Here is a 5,028-nt window from a genome sequence, read left to right on the forward strand (position 1 = left end):
TCCGGGAAGTAAAGATCGGGCTGGATGAAAAAGGAATTCCGTATAAACATATTAAGACAGGAATCATGATCGAGACTCCGGCAGCAGTCATGATGGGCCGGGAGCTTGCCAGAAGAGTGGATTTCCTGAGTCTTGGAACCAATGACCTGAGTCAGTATACACTGGCGATGGACAGACAGAATCCGCTTCTGCGCAAGAAATATAATGACCATCACCCGGCAGTACTGCGTATGATTCAAATGGTGATCGAAGCGGGACATGCAGAAAACAGACGTGTCTGCTGTCTGTGGGGAACTTTGCTGCAGATACTGCCCTGACAGAAGAATTTCTGAGGATGGGTGTGGACTGTCTCTCTGTAGTGCCGGCATGTATTTTGCCGGTAGAGAAAAGCACTGAGACAGGTGGATCTGTCCGGAGATGATAAAGGTGCGTGAATTTGGTGAAAAGTAAAGTGGTATTACTTCCCTGCCGGGAATATGATGAAGAAAAAATCTATATGCTGCTGAAACAGGGGCTGGATTTTCTGGGTGGAGTGGAGACTCTGATTCCAAAGGATGCGAAGATCCTGCTGAAGCCGAATCTGCTGAAAAAAGCAGAGGTAGAGAAAGCAGTGATTACACATCCGGGTGTTGTAGTAGGAGCCTTTGCGGGAATCCTGCGTGAAAGTGGGTATGAGAATATTGTGCTTGCAGGATAGCCCGGTCATGGAACCACTTCAGCAGTGATCCGCGGAACAGGAATGGATACTTATCTGGAGAAATATCATATTCCGGCTGTTGATTATTCTGAGGGCGTGAAAACTGCTTATCCGCAGGGAGTCGGCAAAGGAATTTATCCTGCCAAAAGAACTGTTGGAGCAGGACTGTGTGATTTCCCTGAGCAAGATGAAAACACATGCATTAGAACGTATCACCGGTGCGGTTAAGAACAGCTATGGGTTTATATATGGATTCCATAAAGCGAAGGGGCACACGCAGTACCCGAGTGCGGACAGATTTGCCAGAATGCTTATTGATCTGAATAAATGTGTGGCACCGAAGCTGTATGTGATGGATGGGATTGTGGCCATGGAGGGCAACGGACCGGGTTCGGGGAATCCGGTTCCGTATGAATGTACTGCCGATGTCACGGATCCGGTTGCACTGGACAGTGTATTCAGCCGTCTGGTTTATCTGAAACCGGAGATGGTTCCGACGAACTATCATGGTGAGAAAATGGGACTTGGTACAGTGGAAGAGAGAGAGGAGATTACCCTTCTGACACCAGACGGGGAGATTTCCATGGCAGAGGCAGTGAAAAAATACGGAAATCCGGGCTTTTAATGTAGACCGTACAGAAGTGCGAAAGAATATCTGGACAAGAATGGCGGGAGCGTTAAACATTTTTCAGAAAAAACCATATATAGAAGCTGATAAATGTGTTCGCTGCGGGATCTGTGTGCAGAGCTGTCCGGTTCCGGGGAAAGCTGTGGATTTCAGAAAAGGCAAAGGAAAGCCGCCGGTATATGATTACAGAAAGTGTATCCGCTGTTTCTGCTGCCAGGAGATGTGCCCGAAAAAAGCAATCAAAGTGAAGTAGATGAAAAGCAGATAATAAAAAGCGCAACTGTTTATAGAATTGCCATGGTATTTTCGCAGGATCAGGACAGAGGGAAGCCGGACAATTACCAAAAAGCACATAACAGAGGATGAGAATATCTCGGATTGAGACAGATTCTATCCTAAGTTATGTGCTTTTTTGAGTCATATCCCTCTTTAACCGAATCAGGAAAGTTCCCTGCTTTGGCTGCGAATATTCGTTATTCGTCTGACTATGGCTGTCGAAGATACAAAATCTATCTTCCGAGGCTTCTGCTTATCTCGCGGATGAATTCCGGAGTAGTACCACAGCATCCTCCGACAACAGACGCACCATTTTCGATCAGAACCTTCATATGTTCTGCAAAGCTTTTGGCGTCCATACTGTAAATGGCATTTCCCTGATCATCAATCGTCGGCATACCGGCATTAGGTTTAGCGATGACAGGAATGGATACGTTCTCTTTGATATTGCGGACAACGGATACCAGCTGGTCAGGTCCTACAGAACAGTTGATCCCAACTGCCACAGCACCTGCACCCTCAAGGGCGATCGCAGCCTCCATAGCATTTCCTCCGCTGAAAATGCTTCCGTCAGCTTCTACGGTCATTGTACACATTACAGGAAGAGAACTTACGGATGCAGCAGCATCCAGTGCAGCAAGTGTTTCCTCGATATTGATCATGGTTTCCGCAGCGATCAGATCAACACCTGCATCCTCAAGAACCTTAATCTGTTCACAGTATGTTTCATATGCCATCTCATAGGTGAGATCACCGGCAGGCTCCATCATCTTGCCTGTTGTGGTAATATCACCGGCAACATAGACCTTATGTCCTACTGCCTCTCTGGAAATATTTACAAGTGCATGGTTCATTTCCGCAAGCTTATCCTGCAGTCCGTGAAGTCCGAGACTGTAACGGTTTCCGCCGAAAGTAGGTGCGTATACGATCTGGCTTCCTGCTTCAACATAAGCCTTCTGCAGCTTCTGCAGAACTTCTTTGTGCTCCATGATCGATGTTCTTCCTACAGATTCCTCTTGGCATTCCGGCGGCCATAAGATTGGAACCGGTTGCTCCGTCGAGCAGTACAACATCCTGTGTCAGCTTCTGAAATTCTTCTCTAGTCATGGAAATTTCCCTCCTGTGTTTTTCTATGAAAGTCCTGAGTGGCTGCCATGAATCAGTCATGTCTGCATGGGTAAATTCGTGGATACCGGACAGGATGACTTTCATATACTGTGACATTATAGCACAGCTTTCAGGATAAATGGAGAAAATTAATAAATTTTTATTTCATATGATGCAGTAAAAATTTCATCCTTGTCCAGAGTGTTGATATATTTCTTTTCCGGAAGCTCGCCCTTAAATCCAAAATCATCACAGCGTCCCATCCATGGTTCCAGACATACAAAAGGAGAACCCGGGACGGACCAGATGCCAAAGCTTGGAAATCCATGACAGATCAGTTCCACATAAGGAGTTCCGTCAGGGAAAGCGATGCCGGCCTTTTCAATCTGGTCATCAAAAATAAGGGCATCTTTGTCAAACATGTGAGCATCGATAAGGCAGGAACCATTCTCAAGCTCCAGTGTATAAGCTTTATCTGCGACCGCGGTGCCTGATGACATGTCGATCAGCAGATAGGAGAGGGAATCCCGGCCGTCGAAAGTAAGATGATATTGCTCCTGGGAGCCAATTCCTCCGGCAGGTACATTGAATGCAGGATGGCCGCCAATTGTAAAATACATGGTTTCATCATTAAGGCTGATCACTTCCCAGCATACACTGACCTGGTTCTTCTCCAGAACATGCTTGATCTTCAGCTCAAAATCATATGGATAATTTTCTCTTGTGGCATCAGAAGATTTCAGCCTATGGGTGATGGAATCAGCAGTCATATCCACGCAGGTAAATTCGCTGTCCCTGGCAAACCCATGCTGACTGGAGGGATATTCGACTCCATTAATACGATAGTGATCCTCAAAATGACGTCCCACATTAGGGAAAAGAACCGGTGCGTGGCGTTTCCAGTAAGCCGGATCTGCCTGCCAGATCACTTCTCTGTTATGTACTTTATCAAAAATGCTGCAAAGCTCAGCACCATGATCGTCTACAGATACTCTAAGATAGTCGTTTTCAATTGTATGGATCATAAATGAATCCTCCTTGATCGATAAATATTGTGTAACTGTTCAGCTGGCAGTATTCTGCAAATCACCGAAGGTGATTTGAAATGCATTTTGGTTCGTAACTGCGAAGGCACCGAATAGTCACGGATATTGATGTCCGGCAATTTTCAAAAAGGTTTTGATTTATAGCAATCCTCTTAAATGCATTATTTTAGAGGATTACTATAACTTGATGCCGGAATCAATCTGTTTATAAGTATAACACATGGACAGGATTAAATATAGTTATAAATACATAAAAACAAACTTGAAATATTGCGATAAAACGAAAAATACACGGATATAGTGACGAAATACAGAAATCATATGTGTAAAAACCACAATAAATGATTGACGAACAAAAAAAAATTTGTTACAATTTACCTCAACGAGTCCTGCGGGACCAGAGCGTGTCTGAAAAATTGTGACGCACATCTTGCGTAAAGCATTTTTCAGACACACTCTAAGACATAATGAACAAAACGTGAAAACAAGGAGGTCATTGCTATGGCGAAAAAAAGAAATATCATTGTTGGACAATCAGGAGGACCTACTGCAGTAATCAATTCCAGTCTTGCCGGAGTTTATAAGAATGCCATTGAACGAGGATTTGACAAAGTATACGGAATGCTTCACGGCATTCAGGGACTGTTGGATGAACAGTATATTGATCTGTCAACACAGATTCATTCAGAACTGGATATCGAATTACTCAAGAGAACACCATCTGCATTTTTAGGTTCCTGTCGTTACAAGCTTCCTGAAATTCACGAAGATAAAGCAATTTATGAGAAAATTTTTGAGATCTTAAATAAACTGGATATCTATGCGTTTATCTACATTGGCGGAAATGATTCCATGGATACGATCAAGAAACTGTCTGATTATGCGATTCTCACAGGACAGACTCAGAAGTTCCTTGGTGTTCCGAAAACAATCGACAATGACCTGGCGCTGACAGACCATACACCCGGATTTGGAAGTGCTGCAAAATATATCGGCGCATCCACAAAAGAAGTGATCCGCGATGCACTGGGACTTACTTATAAGAAAAATATGATTACGATCATGGAGATTATGGGACGTAATGCCGGATGGCTTACAGGTGCCACAGCACTAGCAAAATCTGAGGACTGCGACGGACCGGATTTGATCTATCTGCCGGAAGTTCCTTTTGATGTTGAGAAATTCCTTGCAAAAGTAAAAGATCTTCTGAATAAAAAAGCATCTATTGTAATCGCAGTTTCCGAGGGAATCAAGCTGGCAGACGGAAGATATGT

8 protein-coding genes are annotated in these 5,028 nt (G+C 44.2%); 5 read left to right on the plus strand and 3 right to left on the minus strand.

Annotated features, from left to right (window positions below):
• The 4 genes from AC075J_RS05550 to AC075J_RS05565 form a co-directional block, all read left to right on the plus strand.
• Positions 1-317 (plus strand): putative PEP-binding protein (locus AC075J_RS05550; protein WP_476390120.1); only part of this gene is annotated, 317 nt, incomplete at its 5' end.
• 113 nt (positions 318-430) lie between these two features.
• Entirely contained in the window at positions 431-697 is a 267-nt protein-coding gene (locus tag AC075J_RS05555; protein WP_476390121.1) for a hypothetical protein, read from the plus strand.
• 169 nt (positions 698-866) lie between these two features.
• On the plus strand, positions 867-1,322 hold the full coding sequence (locus AC075J_RS05560) for a DUF362 domain-containing protein (protein WP_476390122.1): 456 nt from the start codon (positions 867-869) through the stop codon (positions 1,320-1,322).
• A 40-nt stretch (positions 1,323-1,362) separates the two neighbouring features.
• On the plus strand, positions 1,363-1,578 hold the full coding sequence (locus tag AC075J_RS05565) for a 4Fe-4S dicluster domain-containing protein (RefSeq protein ID WP_476390123.1): 216 nt from the start codon (positions 1,363-1,365) through the stop codon (positions 1,576-1,578).
• A gap of 256 nt (positions 1,579-1,834) precedes the next feature.
• Here the strand turns inward: AC075J_RS05565 and AC075J_RS05570 are convergent, their stop codons facing one another.
• The 3 genes from AC075J_RS05570 to AC075J_RS05580 all read right to left on the minus strand — a co-directional run bounded on the left by AC075J_RS05570 (position 1,835) and on the right by AC075J_RS05580 (position 3,733).
• A complete protein-coding gene (locus tag AC075J_RS05570) occupies positions 1,835-2,590 on the minus strand; it encodes a homocysteine S-methyltransferase family protein (protein ID WP_476390124.1) in 756 nt (251 codons plus the stop codon).
• Positions 2,544-2,708: a hypothetical protein gene (locus tag AC075J_RS05575; RefSeq protein WP_476390125.1), complete on the minus strand. Its 165-nt coding sequence runs from the start codon at positions 2,706-2,708 to the stop codon at positions 2,544-2,546. The genes AC075J_RS05570 and AC075J_RS05575 overlap by 47 nt, the downstream gene beginning before the upstream one ends.
• A 149-nt stretch (positions 2,709-2,857) precedes the next feature.
• The gene (locus AC075J_RS05580) at positions 2,858-3,733 is read right to left on the minus strand and encodes an aldose 1-epimerase family protein (protein ID WP_026648874.1); all 876 of its coding nucleotides are present in this window, start codon (positions 3,731-3,733) and stop codon (positions 2,858-2,860) included.
• Between the two features lie 522 nt (positions 3,734-4,255).
• Between AC075J_RS05580 and AC075J_RS05585 the strand changes: the two genes are divergently transcribed.
• A partial coding sequence (locus AC075J_RS05585) for a diphosphate--fructose-6-phosphate 1-phosphotransferase (RefSeq protein WP_476390126.1) occupies positions 4,256-5,028 on the plus strand: 773 nt, incomplete at its 3' end.

The sequence above is a fragment of the Blautia sp. ZXY-1-C6 genome (assembly GCF_056339875.1).

Excerpts from the sequence above, each read along its gene's own strand:
- AC075J_RS05565 (WP_476390123.1), top strand. The coding sequence starts at position 1,363 with ATGGCGGGAGCGTTAAACATTTTTCAGAAAAAACCATATATAGAAGCT.
- AC075J_RS05570 (WP_476390124.1), bottom strand. The coding sequence starts at position 2,590 with ATGGAGCACAAAGAAGTTCTGCAGAAGCTGCAGAAGGCTTATGTTGAA.
- AC075J_RS05575 (WP_476390125.1), bottom strand. The coding sequence starts at position 2,708 with ATGACTAGAGAAGAATTTCAGAAGCTGACACAGGATGTTGTACTGCTC.
- AC075J_RS05580 (WP_026648874.1), bottom strand. The coding sequence starts at position 3,733 with ATGATCCATACAATTGAAAACGACTATCTTAGAGTATCTGTAGACGAT.